This is a genomic window from Kribbella sp. NPDC031520, assembly GCF_055580825.1.
This window is the reverse complement of sequence record NZ_JBVIKS010000006.1, coordinates 691,849-706,046: the sequence shown is the minus strand read 5'-3', so window position 1 is coordinate 706,046 and position 14,198 is coordinate 691,849. Positions and strand designations below refer to the sequence as shown.

The window sequence follows — 14,198 nt, the reverse complement described above, 5'->3', positions numbered from 1 at the left end:
AGGTACCTGTCCGTGCCAAGATCTGGCAAGAACGCCTGATCTATCAGGCAGTCTTCGGGCGGACGCTGAACATCAGCATCACCACGACGGCCGGGATCACCGTGACCCAGAGGCTGCTGAGGTTGAGCAGTACCGGCGCCAGGCAGAGCACCAGGAGGTCGAAGCCACGGGCCGGCTGCGAGAAGAGGCCGGGCGGGATCGCGCCCATCGGCGACGTGACGAGCGGCCCGGCGTACGACGGAGGCCGCGCGGACGCCTGCCGGACGGTGCCGGTGAGGATGCCGGCGGCAACGGCGAGGCTCGACGCCGCGCTGCCGATCGCCGGGTACGCGCAGGCCGCCCAGAGGATCGTGACGCCGGCCGGTACGACGGCCATCACCACCCGCAGCTCGCGGAGGTCCCAACCGAGCGCCCGCACCAACCCGGTCGAGCGGCACGCCGTACGGAGGCCGTCGAGCAGCGGCCGTACGGCGATGAACCCGGCGATCGCGGCGGCGATCGGTACGAGTACGTGGAACCCGGCGCCGTGCACGGCGTACGGAACGACGAGCAGGCCGAACGCGACCGCGAGCCGCCGGGGCCAGCGCAGGATCCGCCGGAACTCGCGCTGCACGATCGCGGCCCCGTTCGCACCACGGCCGCGATGCGACCGCACCCGCCCTTTCAGACGCCAGTGCCGCCCGGCGATCACGTCACCGAGCATGCTGATGTCCAAGCTGCTCGCCGCACCCGCCAGCCCGGCAAGCAACTCGCCGCCGGCGATCACACTGATCCGCCCAAGCTTGTCGAGCGTCCGCGACGCCAGGACGGCGAGCACCAGCGCGACAACCAGGAGCGCCATGCCGACGAGGAACACCCGCGTTTCCGTGTCGGTCACCAGCGCGACCAACCCGGTCGAATAGTCGGACGTCGTGTACACCGCAGTCGCGGTGATGACGTGGTTGGAGAACTGCTCACCACGCTGCCGGAAGGCCAGCAGGACGGTCGGGACCACGGCAATCACCAGCAACAGGTCAGCCACTCGCAGCGTCCACCAGGTACGTCGCTCGGTCTGCTGCGACCACGCCGTCACGACTGCGGCCAACACCAGGAGCGCCCCGATCAGCAGGGCCACCCCGAGAACGTCGACCAGCGCCGCTCCGAGCAAGGCCGCGACGAGGGCGCCGACGATCATGCCGATGATCGCGACGGTCGCGATCACCAAGCGGTAGGCGGGTCTCAGCAAGGAAGCGCGGCTGATCGGGGTGGCGAGCAGCCAGAAGCCGGTGGCTCGGGACGCCGACACCGGGCCGACGGCGAGGAGCACCCGGAGTGTTGTTGCCAGTAGCAACGGTATGACGATCCACGGGACCGACGACGTCAGTTGGCCACACGTCCACGACGTACAGCCGGCAGCGTTCGAGTTCAGGTGGCGTACGACGTTACCGGCGGTCGCGCCGGCCATCAGCAGCGTGAAGACGACCAGGTAGATGTCCTCGAAGATCTCCCAGAACGAGCGGTCCGCGTGCTGGCGCCGGGTGTTCCGCATCCACTGCCGGATCGACCGCGACGTCGGGATCGCGCCGAAGTCCGCCGGGTCGAACTGCACCGGTCCGTCCGCTGCGCTCATGGCAGCGGGGTGAGCGTGACGACGGAATCCGCGACGGTCTCGACGAGGCGCGGGTCGTGGCTCGCGAACAGGATCGCCGTACCGGACTTCTTCTCCTCGACCAGGCGCTCGGACAGCCACTGCACACCGCCGGTGTCGAGCCGGGCCTCGGGCTCGTCGAGCACCATGAGCTTGCGCGGGCGGACCAGGGCGGTCGCCAGCGCGAGCCGGCGGCGTTGCCCCGACGACAGCGACCCGGGCAGCTGGTCGGCGGCCGGGAGCAGGCCGATGTCGTCGAGGATGGTGTCGACCAGGTCCTCCGGCGCGGCGTTGCCGTGGGCACGCGCGAGCAGGTCCAGGTGTTCGGCCGCGGTCAGGTCCGGGAAGAAGTCGAGGTCGTCGAGCAGCGTGGCGACGTCCCGCCGTACCGTCTCGGCGCGCTCGTCGATCGGCTGGCCGTCGAGCAGGATCTTCCCGGCCGCCGGGACGGCCGCGCCGACGATGCACTTGAGCACGGTCGTCTTGCCGGCGCCGTTCGGCCCGACCAACGCGATCGCCTGCCCGGCGGCGAGGGTGAAGTTCAGCCCCTCGATCACCGGGCGGTCGCCGTACTTGTGCTGCAGCCCCGACACAGCGAGCCTGGGCGCCGCCTTCTTGCTCACTTCTTGCGGACCAGAGTCAGCCCGTCGCCGATGCCGAGCATGATGACGTCGACAGAGGCGTCCTGGGCGACGTGCGCGTTGAACTCCTTGCGGTCGGCCGGCCCGTCCGCGTCGATCACCCGGCCGCCGGCCAGCGTGTTGTCGAACAGCAGCAGGCCGTTCGGCCGGATCAGCGGCAGGACTGTCTCGTAGTACTTGATGTACCAGTCCTTGTCGGCGTCGACGAAGGCCAGGTCGAACGAGCCCTCGAGTTTCGTCACCGACTCGTGCGCGTCCCCGATCCGCAGGTCGATCTTGCCGGCCACCCCGGCGCGCTCCCAGTACTTGCGCCCGATCGACGTCCACTCGTCGCTCACGTCCAGGCAGATCAGCTCGCCGTCGTCCGGCAGCCCGCGCGAGATCGCGAGCGCCGAGAAGCCGGTGAACGTACCGATCTCGACCGCCCGGCGCGCTCCGATCAACCGGGTCAGGGTGGTCAGCAGGCCGGCCTGGTCGGCGGTGGTCAGCATGCCGGCCGGGCTGCCGAGCCGCTCGGTCTCGGCCCGCAGCTGGGTCGCGATCTCGTCCAGCGGCATCCCGTGGGCGAGCATGTAGTCGTGCAGTTCCTCGGTCACCGGCACCTGATGGCCCATGGGAATTCCGCCCTCCGTGTATTAAGTCGTCGCCTTGTAGTCTCTATGGGTTGTCGCAAGCCGCCGCACCCCACCCCACCCTAGGGAGCACCCAAGTATGCGTATCGCCATCGCGGGATCGATCGCGACCGACATCCTGATGACGTTCCCGGGCCGGTTCAAGGACCAGTTCCTCGAGGAACAGATGCACAAGGTGTCGCTGTCCTTCCTGGTCGACGAGCTGGTCGTGCACCGCGGCGGGGTCGGCGCGAACATCTGCTACGGCATGGCCCAGCTCGGATATCCGTCGCTGCTGGTCGGCTCGGTCGGCGCCGACTTCGCCGAGTACGGCGCCGCGCTGACGGAGGCCGGCGTCGACGTGTCGCATGTCCGCGTCTGCGAGAACGTACACACCGCGCGGTTCACCTGTACGACCGACCTGGACGCCAACCAGATCGCCTCGTTCTACACCGGCGCGATGGCCGAGGCGCGGGAGCTCGACCTCGGCGCGATCCACCGGGCCGCGGGTGGTGTCGACCTGGTGCTGATCGGCGCCGACGACCCGGACGCGATGCTCAAGCACACCGAGCTGGCCAAGCAGCACGGGATCGCGGTCGCGGCCGACCCGTCGCAGCAGCTCGCCCGGATGGAGGGCGACGCGATCCGCAGGCTCGTCGACGGGGCGGCGTACCTGTTCAGCAACGAGTACGAGTCCGGTCTGCTGGTACAGAAGACCGGCTGGAGCCACGACGAGATCCTCCACCGGGTCGGCGTCCGGATCACCACGCACGGCGGCGACGGCGTGGTGATCGAGGACGCGAGCGGGATCCTCGCCAAGGTTCCCGCGGTGCCGGCGCCGAACCTGGTCGACCCGACCGGCGGCGGCGACGCCTTCCGCGCCGGCTACCTCACCGGTCGCGCCACCGGTCTGGATCACGAGGCCGCCGCCCACCTCGGGTGCACGCTCGCGACCACGGTCCTCGAGACGGTCGGCACCCAGGAGTACACGCTGGACCACCCGACCTTCCTGGACCGGCTCACCAGCGCGTACGGCGCAGCCGCGGCCGCCACCGCGAAGCAGGCGCTCAAACAGGCCTAACCGAGGCGGGCCAGCGCGCCCGTCTGCGCGAGCAGCGCGAAGCGGTCCGGGTTGCCCCAGTGCTCGACGATCCGACCGTCCTGCACCCGCGCCTGCTCGAAGAGCGCGATGTCGATCGGCGCGTTGCTGGGCGGCCCGAAGAACGCGCCGGTCGCCGTACCGCGGGCCCGGCCGCGCGCCCAGACCAGGTCGCCGACGACGACCGAGTCCTCCAGCGTGTAGACGATGTCCGGCATCAGCGCGTGCACCTGCCGGATCGCGGCTTTCACCTGTTCCCGGGCCTGCTCCCCGCGGCCGGCCAGGCCGAACTGGTGCTCGATCAGGTCCGGTGCGCACACCTCGTCGACGATCGCGTCGTTCCCGGTGGCGAACCCCTCGTGCAGGATCCGTTCGAGAACCGCCAGTGGTCCTTCCATGACTCCCCCAATTCAGTAGTCGTGCACTCGATGCAGTATCACTGCACTGAACACAGTGATAGTGTGCCGACATGGCCGAACCTGTCAAGACCTACCGCCAGGTGCAGGCGGAGGAGACCCGGCTCCGGATCGCGCAGGCCGCGCGCCGGCTGTTCGGTGCGCAGGGGTACGGCGCCACCAGCATCGACGCGATCGCCAAGGAGGCCGGCGTCGCGACCCGCACCGTCTACTCGGCGTTCGGGACCAAGCGGGAGATCCTCTCGCTGATCTGCGACCAGTGGCTCACCGAGGCGAACGCCCGGGAACGCGCCCAGCAGGTGTTCGCGATCGCGGACCCGGTCGAGCGGCTGCGCGGTGCGGCCGGCTGGCTGACCAATCTGTACTCGGCCGGCTTCGACGTCGTGCTGATCTTCGAGGCGGCGACCGACGAGAGTCCCGAGACCAAGGCGCTGCTCCGGTCGAAGCTTGCCGGGCGCAACGAGGTGATGGACGCGATGATCGCCTCGCTGGAGCCCAACCTCCGGGTACCGCTGAAGCAGGCGCAGGCTGTGTACCGCGCGCTCGCGGCGCCCGGTGTCTACCAGGAGCTGGTCGACGAGTCGGGCTGGTCTCCGGAGGAGTTTCAGAGGTTCGTCGCCGACTCACTCCACCGTCAGCTGCTCTGAGAGCGGGCCCACAGGCCGCGGACATGACTGATGTGGCGGCGCATCAACTGCTCCGCGCCTTCGCCGTCGCCGGCTTCGACCAGGTCGAGCAGCTCGTGGTGTTCGGTCGCGGACGGGACCAGGCGGCCGCTCTCCAGCAGCGGGGTCAGCCCGAGCAGCCGGGTCTGGGAGCGCAGGTCGGACACGACGTCGACGAGCTTCTGGTTCCCGGAGTACGCGAGCAGCGTCACGTGGAAGACCCGGTCCGCCTCGATGTACGCGATCAGGTCGCCGGCCTCGGCCGCCACGACGATGTCCTCGGCCAGCCGGCGCAGCCGCGGGTAGTCCTTCGCGGGGATCACCGGGACCACGTCCCTGACCGTCGGCGGCTCGATCAGCTGCCGGACCGCCGCCACGTTGTCCAGGTCGTCGTCGGACACCTCGGTGACCCGGAAACCCTTGTTCCGCAGCGAGATCACCAGGCCCTCCCGGACCAGGTCGAGCATCGCCTCCCGGACCGGCGTCGCGGAGACGCCGAACCGCGCGCCGAGCGTCGGCGCCGAGTACACCTCCCCCGGCTTCAGCTCGCCGGAGATCACCGCCGCCCGCAAAGCGTTCGCGACGCTGTCGCGCAGGTTCTCGCGGTGTGCCAGCCGCCGTACGCTCGGCAGCGGCCCGATCGAATCGGCAGCCATCTCCTCACCTCCCTGGTGGCCTATTGTGAAACACACCGGTCACCGATCCCGGACGCCACCCCCGAGCGACGCGACCAGCTCGGCCAGCCGCTCGAACACCCGGTCCGCGCCGAGCCCGTCGTGTTCGTACTCGTTCGTCACCCAGGCCTGGACGTTCCCGACCCGGCTCGCGGTGTCCAGCTGCAGCCCGGAGTCGACGTACATGTCGTCGAAGTAGACCGCGGCGGCGACCGGTACGGCGTTCGCGGCGAGCCTCTCGAGGTCGTACAGAGCCGGCCAGTTCGGACGCTGCGCGAGCAACTCGACGGCGCCCTGGAACGGCCGCAGCCCGCGGATCTCCTCGAACATCCAGGGGTACATCATCTCCCCGGTGAAGAGCAGCGGCCGGGCGTCTTCAGCGAATTCCGGGTGCAGCGCCCGCTCCGCCTCGGCCGCCCATGCGGTCGCGCCGTCGCCGGATCCGTAGATGCTCTCCTGGAGCGCAGCGAACAGCGGATTCCCCAGGTACGACGACTGGGCCAGGACCTGGCCGAGAAAGGTGTCGCTCAGTTCGTCGCCGTCGAACGCTTCGTCGACCAGCCAGTGGATCCGCTCGTACCCGGGCTTCATCCCGAAGTCGATGCCCAGCGACTGGAACCGCCGTACGGTCAACCGGTCGCCGTCCGGCAGCCGTACGTCATCGGCCGCGAGCCGGTCGGCGATCCGCCCGATCCGCTCCACGTTGTGCGGGTAGCGCCGGTAGAACTCCCGGTTCTTGGCGGCGACCCGGGGATAGGTCCGTCGATAGACCTCGGCGGACGACGGGTCGATCGATGCCAGGCCGCCGGTCACATAACAGGCACTCAGACCTCCAGGTGCTTGCGACAGGTAGGTGAGTGTCAGGAAGCCACCGTAGCTCTGGCCGAGCGTCGACCAGCGCTTGCCGCCGAAGACGGTCTTCCGCAGGTGCTCGGCGTCCGCGACGATCGAGTCCGCCCGGAAGCAGGCGAGGTACGCAGCCCCCTCCTCGGCTGTCATCGATGCCAGCTTCCGGCCGGTCACCGGCGTACTGCGCCCGGTGCCGCGCTGATCCATCAGCACAACCCGATACGTCTTCAACGCCTGCCCGATCCACCCGTCCGCCGATGTCGGCCGTGGGCCTTTCCCGCCCGGTCCACCCTGCAAGAACAGCAAGACAGGCAGCTCGTCGTCCTTCCGCGTCGGATCCACCAACTCCCGCGCGAACAGGCTGATCGACTCCCCTGGGTTCTCCCAGTTCAACGGGACGTCGACGGTGTGCTCACGTACGTGCATCCGGGGAATCGTGTAGCTGATCATCGAACGCCCTTCTGCCGGCGCTTGGCGTCCCACTCGGGATTGATCCGCGGTACGGCCGCCAGCAAGGTCTTGGTGTAATCGTCCTGCGGCGCGCCGAACACCTGGTCCCGCGACCCCAGCTCCACGATTCTGCCCCGGTTCATCACCGCGACCCGCTGCGAGATCTGCCGGACCACGGCCAGGTCGTGCGCGATGAAGATGTAGCTGAACCCGCTCTCCCGCTGCAGCCGCATCAGCAGCTCCAGTACCTGCGCCTGGATCGACACGTCGAGCGCCGACACGGCCTCGTCGCAGATCACCAGCTTCGGGTTCACGGCCAGCGCCCGCGCGATCCCGATCCGCTGGGCCTGCCCGCCGGAGAACTGCGCCGGGTACCGCCGGCAGTGGTCCGGGTTGAGCCCGACCCGTTCCATCAGCTCCTGCGCATACGCGGTCCTGTTGGGGGTCGGCGTGATGCCCTGGTAGCTGAGCGGCGCGGTGATGATCCGCTCAACCGTGTACCGCGGGTTCAGCGACGAGAACGGGTCCTGGAACACCACCTGCACGTTGTTCCGGAACGCCGCGAGATCCTTGCCCTGGGCCCGGGTCACGTCCTGCCCGTCGAACACGACCGAACCGTCTGTGGGTTCGAGCAGCCGGGCCGCGATCCGCGCGGTGGTGGACTTCCCGCTGCCGGACTCCCCGACGATCGCCAGCGTCTCGCCGAGCTCGACCTCGAAGCTCACGTCGTCGACCGCGGTGAAGGTCGACTTCCGCGCCCGCGCGCCCTCGCCCCGGGTGACGAACTCCTTGGTCACACCCTTTACCTCGAGCAATGTCATGACGCTACCTCGTCATCGATTCTGGGTACTGCGTCCAGCAGCATCCGGGTGTACTGGTGCCGAGGGTCCGAGAACACCTGCTCGGCCGTCCCGTACTCGACCGGGTCGCCGGACTGCATCACCAGGACGCGTTGCGCGATCGAGCTGATCACCGCGAGGTCGTGGGTGATGAAGATCATCCCCGTACCGGTCGTCGACTGCAGCTCGGCGAGCAACTCCAGGATCTGGGCCTGCACGGTGACGTCGAGCGCGGTCGTCGGCTCGTCGGCGATCAGCATCGACGGCGAGCAGCACAACGCCATCGCGATCATCACCCGCTGCCGCTGACCGCCGGAGAACTGGTGCGGGTAGTGATCCACCCGGCGCGCCGGATCAGGAATCCCGACCCGCTCCAGTGCCTCGATCGCCACCTGCTTCGCCGCGCGGCGCGATCCACCCCGGTGCGTCTGGTACATCTCGGAGATCTGCAGACCCACTGTGTAGTAGGGATTGAGCGACGACAGCGGGTCCTGGAAGACCATCGAGATCGCGTTGCCCCGCACCGATCTGAGGTCCCGATCCGAGCGGCCGAGCAGCTCCTTGCCGTCGAGCTTCACGCTGCCCGACGTCCGGGCGCCGCGTGGCAGCAGTCCGAGTACGGCGAGCGCGGTCATCGACTTGCCCGATCCGGACTCGCCGACGATGCCGACGGTCTCGTCCCGGCCGACCGTGAACGACACGTTCTTCACCACGTCGACCGGCCCGCGGCTGGTCGGCAAGGTGACCGTCAGATTGTCAACAATAAACAGTTCGTCACTCACGACGACACCACCCGTACTCGCGGATCCAGAGCGGTGTACAGCAGGTCCACCACAACGTTGCCGATGACAACGAAGAAGGCGGCCAGCAGAGTCACCGCCATGATCACCGGCTGGTCGTTCTTGGCGATCGAGTCGGCGGCCATCTTGCCGATCCCGTTCAACCCGAACACGGTCTCGGTGATCAGCGCGCCGCCGAGCAGGCCGGCGAAGTCCATCCCGAAGATCGTCGTGATCGGCGTCAGCGCCGGGCGGAGCGCGTGCCGGCGCATGATCAGCGAACCGCTCAGCCCCTTCGCCCGGGCGGTCCGGTAGTAGTTCTCGGACAACGTGTCGATGACGTTGCTCCGGGTCAACCGCGCGTACAGGCAGGCGTAGCCGACCGCGAGCACGACCCACGGCATCAGGTACGACTCGAACCAGACCATCGGATTGTCAACAAAAGACACGGCGGACGGGAAGGGCAGCACCTGCAGCTTCACGACCAGGACGTACTGCAGCACGAGCGCGAGCACGTAGTTCGGGACGCTGACCCCGCCGAGCGCGAGCGCCATCGCGGACCGGTCCCACCAGGTGCCCTGCTTGACCGCGCTGATCAGTCCGCCGATCACGCCGGCGAGCAGCCACAGTACGGCGGCACCGACTGCGACCGTGATACTCACGGGCAGCCGCGCGGTGATCATGCTCCACACCGCCTCGTTGGTCTGGAAGCTGTACCCGAGACACGGCGCCGAGCAGTGCACCGACCCGTAGTCGCGGCCGGCGAAGATCCCGCTGACGAACTCCCAGAACTGGGTCAGGATCGGCTGGTTCAGCCCGAGCACGTTCCGGATCGAGTCGATGCGTTCCGGCGTACACGTCTTGCCGCAGATCATCACCGCCGGATCCGGCGACAGCTCGAAGAAGATCAGGTACGTGAACAGGCAGACGGCCAGCAGGATCAGTACGACGCCGCCGAGCCGGCCGAGAACATAACGCGTCATGCGGCCTCTCCCTGGTCGATGAGCGTGCGGATCTTGTCGCCGAGCACGGTCAGCGACAGCACCGTGAGGAACAGGAATGCACCGGGGATCGCGAAGAACATCGGGTCGACCGAGTACCAGCTCACCGAGCTCGAGATCATCTGGCCCCAGGACGCGGTCGGCGGTGAGACGCCGACGCCGAGGAACGACAGGCCGGCCTCGGTACCGATGTAGCCGGGGATCGCGAGCGTCGTCATCACCACGATCGAGCCGCGCAGGTTCGGCAGGATCTCCCGAAACACCACCTGGCTGTCCTTCGCCCCGGACGCCCGCGCGGCCTCGACGAACTCACGGTTGGCCAGCGTCATCGTCTGGCCGCGGATCACCCGGGCCAGGTACGGCCAGCCGAACGCGCTGATCACCACGACCAGCAGCACCGGCCGGTTCCCGGACGGCAACGACGACAGGATCGCGATCATGAAGATCAGCGCCGGGAACGCCATCAGGAAGTCCATCAGCCGGGAGATCACCTGGTCGACCCAGCCGCGGTAGAACCCGGCGAGCATGCCGAGCACGACCCCGAGGATCCCGGTCAGCAAGGTTGCAGACAATGAGATTGTTATCGATACGCGGGCGCCGTAGACGATCCGGGCGAACAGGTCGCGGCCGTTCTGCGGCTCGACACCGAACCAGTGCGAGCCGCTGATCCCGCCGAGCGCACCGTGCGGTACGCCGCCGAGGTCGGAGTTGATCGCGGCCGAGTCGAACTGGTACGGCCCCCAGCCGCTGAGCTTGGTGATCAGTGGCGCGGCGACCGCCATCAGCACGACGATCCCGAGGAACACCAGGCAGGCGAGCGCACCCTTGTCCCGGGTGATCGAGCTGAGCAGCCGCCTGCCCGAGGCCGGCGGCCCGGCGGCCGAAGCCGCCGGTGCCACCTCCTCGATCTCGGCGAGCGTCGGGCTCGTGGTCACTTGCTCGCGTCCTTCAGGCCGACCGACACCAGGTCGATACCGCCCGAGAACCCGTCATGAAGGTAGGCGCCACCAATGTTGCTGCCGACAAGCATCAGGACCTTTTCGTACAGCAGCGGGACGACCGGCGCGAGTGCCATGATCTGCTTGTCGAGTTCGCCGTACGCCTTGTTCGCCGCGGTCACGTCGGTGAGCTTGGAGATCTCGTCGATCTTCGCGTTCACGCCCGGGTCGTTCAGCTGCGACAGGTTGGAGTTGCCCTTCGGAGTGATGTTGCGGCCGTCGAACAGCGGCGGCAGGAAGGTCGCACCGGACGGCCAGTCCGGGCACCACCCGGTGATCGCGGCGTCGTGCTGCTGCGACGTCGTACCGATGACCTCGTAGTACGTCGAGGTGTCGATCGTGTTGATCTTCACGGTGATCTTCAACGGCTCGAGGGCCTGCTGGATCGCGACCGCCATCGCCTGCATCTTCGGTTGCGCGCGGATGTCGAGCGTCATCGTGAAGCCTCCTCCGAAGCCCGCCTCGGTGAGCAGCTTGCGGGCGCCGTCGACGTCGCCCTTGTGGTCCGGGCTCGGGTACGGGTCGTAGTCCACCCGGCCGGCGATCGTCGGCGGCTGGATGCTGGTGGCGATCTCGGCGAGGGTCGATCCGCCGACCGCGTCGCGGACGGTCTGCTTGTTCACCGCGAGGTTGATCGCCTGCCGGACCTTCACGTTGTCGAGCGGCTTCTTCGTGGTGTTCAGCCCCATGTACGTCGTACAACCGCCGAGACCGCTCATCGTGCGCTGCTTGAGCTGCGGGGTCTGGATCCGGGCCACGCTCGCGGCCTGGACCGTACCGGCGATCGCGTCCGCGTCGGTGCCCTGGCCGGCGATCATCCGCTCGTCGATCGTCGCCGGGTCGAGGCCGAAGGTCCACTGGAACGCGTCCGGGCTCGCGGTCCGTATGTCGTCGGTCTTCTTGTCCCACTTGTCGTTGCGGACCAGCTTGAGCGACGCGCCCGGCTTGTACTCGGCCAGCTTGTACGGACCGGACGCGATCGGCTTGCTGTCCAGCGTGTTGCCCGCGCCCTGTCCCTTCGGCACCGGGACGAACGTGTTCTGCGCGACCACGCTGCCGAAGTCCGCGAACGGCTTCTTCAGGTGGAAGACGATGGTCTTCGCGTCGGGTGTGAGGATTGTCGACAGGTCACCGGACTTGTACGGGCCCTGGTACGACGCGGGCGCCGCGATCAGCTGCTTCGCGTACGGCGAGCCGATCCCGATCTCCGGGTCCCAGGCACGCTCGACGCCCCACTTCACGTCCGCGCTGGTGATCGGCGCACCGGTCTCGAAGAACAGGCCGTCCTTCAGGGTGAACGTCCAGGTCTTGCCGCCGTCGGTTGGCTTGCCGGTGTCGGTCGCGAGGTCCGGAAGGATCTTCGTACCGTCCGCGCCCGGCGCCGCGCCCTGAGTGGTCAGCGTGCGGTAGATCAGCCGGTAGAAGTTGTTCACGCCGCCGTCGAACCCGCGCGCCGGGTCGAGGTGCGAGAACGCCGCGTTCGCGAGTACCTGCAGGGTTCCGCCCTTGACGGCCTTGGCGCCGGGGCCGGCTGCTTCGCTCTTGGTGCCGGACGTTCCGCCGCCGCCACACGCGGTGAGGGCGAGGGCGGCTGTCGCCACCAACCCGACCAGCTTGGAGGTTCTCTTCATCAGTCTTCTCTTTCGGTTCGCAGCCACACACGCATGGCCAGGGGCTGACGGTTTCCCCACAGGAAGTACGGCACGAACGTCACCGGCACGTGCCGCGAGGCGGTTTCCTTGGGCGTTTGGGTCATCACCGGGTACAGGTCCGGCGCCGGCTTCGGCGCGACACCACCGGTCAGTTCGAGTACGAGATGGTCGTCCTGCTCGCGCGCGACCGCCTTCTCGACGGCTGCCGGCGTCACCAGCAGGTCGTCCACCGGCGCATCGACATCTTGTTGCTCAACGCAATAAACCACCGGCCCGCGCGCGACTGCGATCGCGCCGCGGGTCGCGTCGAGGTACGGATGCGACCCGTGCGCCCTCGGTGCCATCGGCAACGTCAGCCTGATGACATCCCCCGGCACGAAGGCCCGGCGGACACGAACCCACCCGTCGTCCTTCGACTGTGGACCAACAGGTTCGGTCGCTCGGCCTGGTTCGGTGAGGGTCGGGTCGGTTGCCCAGCCCGGGATGCGGAGGGCGATCGTTCGATTGTCGACTGGTGCATTGTCGACAATCAGCGTGATCTCGCCGTCCCACGGGTAGTTGGTGGTGACGGTGACGGTGAGGTCTTCGGTGGTGATGCGGGCGTTCGCGTAGATGCCGATGTGGAGGGTGTCGTCTCGGACGGTTGCCACGTGGTCCTGGAGTTCGGACATCCAGCGGATGATGTTGGGTGGGCAGCACGGGCAGCCGAACCACGAGCGGCGGAGCAGTTCGCCGCCGTCCTCGGCGCCGGAACGCTGCTCGTGGTCGGGGCGGCGTTGCAGCGGGTTGTCGTAGAAGAACGCTGTACCGTCGACCGAAAGCCCAACGGCGTAAGCGTTGTAGAGCACCGTCTCGTAGACTTCCAGGTACTTCGCGGCACCGGTCGCGCGGAACATCCGCCACGCCCACTGCATCGTCGCGATCGCCGCGCACGTCTCGGCGTACGCGCGTTCGGACGGCAGTTCGTACCGGTCGCCGATCGCCTCGTCGGAGTGCCGGCTGCCCAGTCCGCCGGTGAGGTACAGCTTGGTCGCGGCCATGTCGTCCCAGAGCCGCTCGAGCGCGGCGAGCAACGTCGGGTCGCCGGTCTCCAGGTGTACGTCGGCCGCACCTGCTGCGAGGTACGCCATCCGTACGGCGTGCCCGGTAACGGACGGCAGCTCGCGGAAGGGCACGTGGTCCTGGAAGTACTCCCCCGGGAAGATCGTGTGCTTCAGCTTCCCGTGGCCGCGCCGGTCGACGAACAACCGCGCCTGGGTCAGGTAGTCCACCTCGCCCGTTTCACGATAAAGCTCGACCAGCGCCATCTCGACCTCGGGATGACCGTCGACCACCTCCGCGCCGTCCACCCCGTACTTCCGGACGACGAGATCCGCGAACCGCCGGGCGATTGTCAACAATCTGCTGTCCGACAATCTGCGCTGCGCCGCGACCGCCGCCTGGATGAGGTGGCCGAGGTTGTACAGCTCGTGTCCCCAGCCGAGGTCCGACCACGGTTGCTTCGGCTGATCCGGGTCCTGGAAGTACGAGTTCAGGTAGCCGTCGTCCGCCTGCGCCTCCTCGAGCAGCCCGACGACCTCGTCGTAGAACTCCCGCGCCCCGGCCGGGGCATCCTCACGACCGACCTCGTAGGCGAGTCCCTCGAGCGTCTTGTACAGGTCCGTGTCCAGGAACGGGTAACGCCCGCGGTACGGACCGACCGGCTGATCCTTCAGCCGGCGGAGGTTCTCCAGGTTCCCGGCCTTCCGCAGCTCGGCGATCGCGTGCGGGATCGTCGCCACCCGGTTCCGCTGCTGCCAACCGTGCAGCAGCCCACCGGTCAGCTCCACCTCAACCTCTGTACCGTGTGACATTGCACAGACCCTAAGTGCAATGTCACACCTTGCCAACCCCTGAC

At 68.2% G+C, this 14,198-nt stretch carries 14 protein-coding genes; 2 read left to right on the top strand and 12 right to left on the bottom strand.

Annotated features, from left to right (window positions below; genetic code table 11):
* Positions 1–43: 43 nt before the first annotated feature.
* Genes ACZ5BU_RS32315 through ACZ5BU_RS32305 form a run of 3 tightly spaced genes read right to left on the bottom strand, consistent with a single transcriptional unit; the run spans position 44 to position 2,882 of the window.
* Positions 44–1,609, bottom strand: coding sequence for a DUF6297 family protein (locus ACZ5BU_RS32315; protein WP_465704224.1), 1,566 nt, complete (start codon positions 1,607–1,609; stop codon positions 44–46).
* Entirely contained in the window at positions 1,606–2,250 is a 645-nt protein-coding gene (locus ACZ5BU_RS32310; protein WP_465704223.1) for an ABC transporter ATP-binding protein, read from the bottom strand. Before ACZ5BU_RS32310 ends, ACZ5BU_RS32315 begins: the two co-directional genes overlap by 4 nt.
* Positions 2,247–2,882, bottom strand: coding sequence for an O-methyltransferase (locus tag ACZ5BU_RS32305; RefSeq protein ID WP_465704222.1), 636 nt, complete (start codon positions 2,880–2,882; stop codon positions 2,247–2,249). The genes ACZ5BU_RS32310 and ACZ5BU_RS32305 overlap by 4 nt, the downstream gene beginning before the upstream one ends.
* 97 nt (positions 2,883–2,979) lie before the next feature.
* On the opposite strand from ACZ5BU_RS32305, the gene ACZ5BU_RS32300 reads away from it, so the two are divergent.
* Positions 2,980–3,960 carry a carbohydrate kinase family protein gene (locus ACZ5BU_RS32300; RefSeq protein WP_465704221.1) on the top strand — a complete coding sequence of 327 codons (981 nt, stop codon included), beginning with the start codon at positions 2,980–2,982 and terminating at the stop codon, positions 3,958–3,960.
* Here ACZ5BU_RS32300 and ACZ5BU_RS32295 read toward each other — a convergent pair.
* Entirely contained in the window at positions 3,957–4,376 is a 420-nt protein-coding gene (locus tag ACZ5BU_RS32295; RefSeq protein WP_465704220.1) for an ester cyclase, read from the bottom strand. The genes ACZ5BU_RS32300 and ACZ5BU_RS32295 overlap by 4 nt on opposite strands.
* A 71-nt stretch (positions 4,377–4,447) precedes the next feature.
* Between ACZ5BU_RS32295 and ACZ5BU_RS32290 the strand changes: the two genes are divergently transcribed.
* Complete coding sequence (locus tag ACZ5BU_RS32290; RefSeq protein ID WP_465704219.1) at positions 4,448–5,041, top strand: TetR/AcrR family transcriptional regulator; 594 nt, start codon at positions 4,448–4,450, stop codon at positions 5,039–5,041.
* Here the strand turns inward: ACZ5BU_RS32290 and ACZ5BU_RS32285 are convergent.
* Genes ACZ5BU_RS32285 through ACZ5BU_RS32250 form a run of 8 tightly spaced genes read right to left on the bottom strand, consistent with a single transcriptional unit; the run spans position 5,029 to position 14,154 of the window.
* Positions 5,029–5,715 (bottom strand): GntR family transcriptional regulator, encoded by a 687-nt coding sequence (locus ACZ5BU_RS32285; protein WP_465704218.1) that lies wholly within the window; start codon positions 5,713–5,715, stop codon positions 5,029–5,031. The two genes, ACZ5BU_RS32290 and ACZ5BU_RS32285, sit on opposite strands and share 13 nt — an antisense overlap.
* 39 nt (positions 5,716–5,754) lie before the next feature.
* Positions 5,755–7,008 (bottom strand): alpha/beta fold hydrolase, encoded by a 1,254-nt coding sequence (locus ACZ5BU_RS32280; RefSeq protein ID WP_465704217.1) that lies wholly within the window; start codon positions 7,006–7,008, stop codon positions 5,755–5,757.
* Between the two features lie 20 nt (positions 7,009–7,028).
* A complete protein-coding gene (locus ACZ5BU_RS32275; protein WP_465704216.1) occupies positions 7,029–7,853 on the bottom strand; it encodes an ATP-binding cassette domain-containing protein in 825 nt (274 codons plus the stop codon).
* Positions 7,850–8,653: an ABC transporter ATP-binding protein gene (locus ACZ5BU_RS32270; RefSeq protein ID WP_465704215.1), complete on the bottom strand. Its 804-nt coding sequence runs from the start codon at positions 8,651–8,653 to the stop codon at positions 7,850–7,852. The genes ACZ5BU_RS32275 and ACZ5BU_RS32270 overlap by 4 nt, the downstream gene beginning before the upstream one ends.
* Positions 8,650–9,633, bottom strand: a complete 984-nt coding sequence (locus ACZ5BU_RS32265; RefSeq protein ID WP_465704214.1) for an ABC transporter permease — start codon at positions 9,631–9,633, stop codon at positions 8,650–8,652. The genes ACZ5BU_RS32270 and ACZ5BU_RS32265 overlap by 4 nt, the downstream gene beginning before the upstream one ends.
* Complete coding sequence (locus ACZ5BU_RS32260; protein ID WP_465704213.1) at positions 9,630–10,586, bottom strand: ABC transporter permease; 957 nt, start codon at positions 10,584–10,586, stop codon at positions 9,630–9,632. Before ACZ5BU_RS32260 ends, ACZ5BU_RS32265 begins: the two co-directional genes overlap by 4 nt.
* Complete coding sequence (locus ACZ5BU_RS32255; RefSeq protein ID WP_465704212.1) at positions 10,583–12,280, bottom strand: ABC transporter substrate-binding protein; 1,698 nt, start codon at positions 12,278–12,280, stop codon at positions 10,583–10,585. The genes ACZ5BU_RS32260 and ACZ5BU_RS32255 overlap by 4 nt, the downstream gene beginning before the upstream one ends.
* Positions 12,280–14,154 (bottom strand): glycoside hydrolase family 127 protein, encoded by a 1,875-nt coding sequence (locus ACZ5BU_RS32250; protein WP_465704211.1) that lies wholly within the window; start codon positions 14,152–14,154, stop codon positions 12,280–12,282. The genes ACZ5BU_RS32255 and ACZ5BU_RS32250 overlap by 1 nt, the downstream gene beginning before the upstream one ends.
* Between the last annotated feature and the right edge of the window lie 44 nt (positions 14,155–14,198).

Excerpts from the sequence above, each read along its gene's own strand:
- ACZ5BU_RS32315 (WP_465704224.1), bottom strand. The coding sequence starts at position 1,609 with ATGAGCGCAGCGGACGGACCGGTGCAGTTCGACCCGGCGGACTTCGGC.
- ACZ5BU_RS32305 (WP_465704222.1), bottom strand. The coding sequence starts at position 2,882 with ATGGGCCATCAGGTGCCGGTGACCGAGGAACTGCACGACTACATGCTC.
- ACZ5BU_RS32300 (WP_465704221.1), top strand. The coding sequence starts at position 2,980 with ATGCGTATCGCCATCGCGGGATCGATCGCGACCGACATCCTGATGACG.
- ACZ5BU_RS32295 (WP_465704220.1), bottom strand. The coding sequence starts at position 4,376 with ATGGAAGGACCACTGGCGGTTCTCGAACGGATCCTGCACGAGGGGTTC.
- ACZ5BU_RS32290 (WP_465704219.1), top strand. The coding sequence starts at position 4,448 with ATGGCCGAACCTGTCAAGACCTACCGCCAGGTGCAGGCGGAGGAGACC.
- ACZ5BU_RS32285 (WP_465704218.1), bottom strand. The coding sequence starts at position 5,715 with ATGGCTGCCGATTCGATCGGGCCGCTGCCGAGCGTACGGCGGCTGGCA.
- ACZ5BU_RS32280 (WP_465704217.1), bottom strand. The coding sequence starts at position 7,008 with ATGCACGTACGTGAGCACACCGTCGACGTCCCGTTGAACTGGGAGAAC.
- ACZ5BU_RS32275 (WP_465704216.1), bottom strand. The coding sequence starts at position 7,853 with ATGACATTGCTCGAGGTAAAGGGTGTGACCAAGGAGTTCGTCACCCGG.
- ACZ5BU_RS32265 (WP_465704214.1), bottom strand. The coding sequence starts at position 9,633 with ATGACGCGTTATGTTCTCGGCCGGCTCGGCGGCGTCGTACTGATCCTG.
- ACZ5BU_RS32255 (WP_465704212.1), bottom strand. The coding sequence starts at position 12,280 with ATGAAGAGAACCTCCAAGCTGGTCGGGTTGGTGGCGACAGCCGCCCTC.
- ACZ5BU_RS32250 (WP_465704211.1), bottom strand. The coding sequence starts at position 14,154 with ATGTCACACGGTACAGAGGTTGAGGTGGAGCTGACCGGTGGGCTGCTG.